Below are 2,985 nucleotides of genomic sequence, written 5' to 3'. Positions count from 1 at the left end.
TAAGCCTTGGCCCGGTGCTGGAGCACTTGCTGCTGCAGCATGGAGCCCTGTTTTCCTGAGGAGGAGAAGCAATGGCGCATACCCAGAGCCTGTGGACTCCGCAGATTCTGCGCTCGGCCGTAGTGGGCTCGTTCCGCAAGTTGGATCCGCGAACCATGGCGAAAAACCCCGTCATGTTCGTTGTGGAAGTGGGATGCGTGCTGACCACGTGTCTGCTGGTGAGCGAGGCAGTTCATCATCGGCCTGTGAGCTTCGACCTTCAGATCACCATCTGGTTGTGGTTTACGGTGCTGTTCGCCAACTTCGCGGAGGCAGTTGCCGAAGGGCGCGGCAAAGCGCAAGCCGACACTCTGCGCAAGTCGAAGGGCGAGACAATGGCCTACCGCTTGCGCCCGGGTGGCAGCGTGGAGGCGGTTTCGAGCGCGCATCTTCGCGCCGGCGATGTGATTCGCGTGGAGGCCGGCCAGTTTATACCGGGCGACGGCGAGGTCATTGAAGGTGTGGCATCGGTGGACGAATCCGCCATCACGGGTGAGTCCGCGCCGGTGATCCGCGAGGCCGGCGGCGATCGGTCGTCGGTGACAGGCGGCACGCGGGTGCTGTCGGATTCGCTGAAGATCCGGATCACCTCCAATCCCGGCGAAACATTTCTCGACCACATGATCGCCCTGGTGGAAGGCGCCACGCGGCAGAGAACGCCCAATGAAATCGCGCTCAGCATTCTTTTGTCGGGCCTCACCATTGTGTTCCTGCTTGCCGTGGTGACGCTGCAGCCGTTCGCCATCTACTCGCACGCGCCGCAGACGCTGTTCGTTCTGGTATCGCTGCTGGTGTGCCTGATTCCCACAACCATCGGTGGGCTGCTCTCGGCAATCGGCATTGCCGGCATGGACCGCCTGGTGCGGTACAACGTACTTGCCATGTCAGGCCGCGCCGTTGAAGCCGCCGGGGATGTGAGCACCCTGTTGCTGGACAAGACCGGTACAGTGACGTTCGGCAACCGTCAGGCCACCGAGTTTTTCCCGGCTCCCGGCATCACCGCTGAGCGCCTCGCCGACGCGGCGCAACTGGCGTCGGTTGCAGACGAAACGCCGGAGGGCCGCTCCATCGTGGTGCTTGCCAAGCAGCAATACAATCTGCGCGGGCGCGATCTCGAAAGCATCCGCGCGGAGTTTGTCCCGTTCACAGCGCTGACGCGCATGTCGGGGGTCGACATGCCCGGTTCACAGATCCGCAAAGGGTCGGCCGACGCAATTACGCGATGGGTGGAATCACGCGGATCCGTGCTGCCCCGCGCTGTTGCAGATCAAGTAAAAGAGATCGCGCGTCTGGGCGGAACTCCGTTGGTTGTGGCCGAGAACGAAGTCGCTCTCGGAGTGGTGTATCTGAAGGACGTGGTAAAAGGCGGGCTGAAGGAGCGCCTGGCACAACTGCGGATCATGGGCATTCGCAGCATCATGATCACGGGCGACAATCCGCTGACCGCGGCCGTGATCGCCCAGGAGGCAGGTGTCGACGACTACCTCGCCGAGGCAAAGCCGAAAGACAAGATGGATCTCATCAAGCGAGAACAGGCGAAAGGCAAGCTGGTGGCGATGACCGGAGACGGCACCAACGACGCTCCGGCATTGGCGCAGGCCGACGTGGGCGTAGCCATGAACAGCGGGACACAGGCGGCGAAAGAGGCCGGCAATATGGTGGATCTCGATTCCAACCCCACGAAGCTGATTGAAATCGTCGAAATCGGCAAACAGCTTCTGATGACGCGCGGCGCGCTGACCACGTTCTCGATCGCCAATGACGTGGCGAAATATTTTGCGATTATTCCGGCCATGTTTCTGGGAGTATTCCCGGCATTTCAGGTGCTCAACGTCATGCATCTCGGCACGCCGCAGTCGGCCATTCTGTCGGCCGTGATCTTCAACGCCCTGATCATCATCGCGCTGATTCCGCTGGCCCTGCGCGGCGTCCACTACGAGCCCATGTCTGCGGAGGCCATGCTGCGACGCAACCTGATCGTCTACGGAATGGGCGGAATCATCGTGCCCTTCCTCGGAATCAAGCTCATCGATTTGGCTTTAAACGGCCTGCACCTGGTGTAGGAAAGGACTCCGCATGCGAAACACCCTCTGGATTGCGTTGCGCTTTACGCTGGTGACGGCGGTCCTGCTTGGAATCGTCTACCCGCTTGCGGTCACCGGGATCGCGCAGTTGACCATGCGCAACAAGGCGAATGGGCAACTGATTGCGCCCAACAGCGACGTGATTGGCTCCGCGCTCATTGGCCAGAACTTCGCCAGCCCACGATACTTTCACGGCAGGCCATCGGCGGCCGGCAATGGATACGACGCGGCAAACTCCGGCGGATCAAACCTCGCGCAGTCGAATGCTGCGCTTGTGGATCGCATCCGCGGTGCGATTGCGGAGTACCAGAAACAGAACCCCGGGCGCGAAGTGCCGATCGAGCTTGTAACGACGTCCGCCTCCGGACTCGATCCCGACATCTCGCCGGCCGCCGCGCTTTACCAGGTGCATACGGTTGCCACCGCCCGCCTTTTGCCGGAGAGCACGGTCCGGGCAGCGGTAGAAAAGCACATCCAGGGGCGGACTTTCGGAATGCTCGGCGAAGCGAGAGTCAATGTGCTCGAGTTGAATCTCGATCTCGACCGGAGGGCGCAGCCGCTCGCGCAACGTTGAACCGGCTTTACGCAACGTCCAACGTCCTCCTTTCGATTGAGAAATCTCTCCTCCAGGGAGCGGATGCCCGCGTTCATTGGCCTCGCGTACTGTCCAGCATAGGCTTGCTTTCAAATCCCCATTGCCGGAACCTTGTTTCGTTTGATCTCAGTTCAACGCCGACCCCTTCCCGAGTCTTCATCCGTCGCGACTGCGGTGCACTGCTCCTTGGCGTGATCAGCGGATCCGGCGGGGCGCGCGATTTTCAAGTTCCCGCGCGGCCCACCTTTTAGTCCCTCTTGTGCGCCA

General features: G+C 61.3%; 2 protein-coding genes. Both read left to right on the top strand.

From position 1 onward, the window contains the following. Window positions 1-71: 71 nt before the first annotated feature. Window positions 72-2,102 carry a potassium-transporting ATPase subunit KdpB gene (gene kdpB, locus VN887_11830; GenBank protein ID HXT40693.1) on the top strand — a complete coding sequence of 677 codons (2,031 nt, stop codon included), beginning with the start codon at window positions 72-74 and terminating at the stop codon, window positions 2,100-2,102. Between the two features lie 13 nt (window positions 2,103-2,115). After that, window positions 2,116-2,697, top strand: a complete 582-nt coding sequence (gene kdpC, locus VN887_11825; GenBank protein HXT40692.1) for a potassium-transporting ATPase subunit KdpC — start codon at window positions 2,116-2,118, stop codon at window positions 2,695-2,697. Window positions 2,698-2,985 lie beyond the last annotated feature (288 nt).

It is taken from the genome of Candidatus Angelobacter sp., assembly GCA_035607015.1.
Lineage (GTDB): Bacteria > Verrucomicrobiota > Verrucomicrobiia > Limisphaerales > AV2 > AV2.
This window is presented reverse-complemented; position numbering and strand designations above follow the sequence as displayed.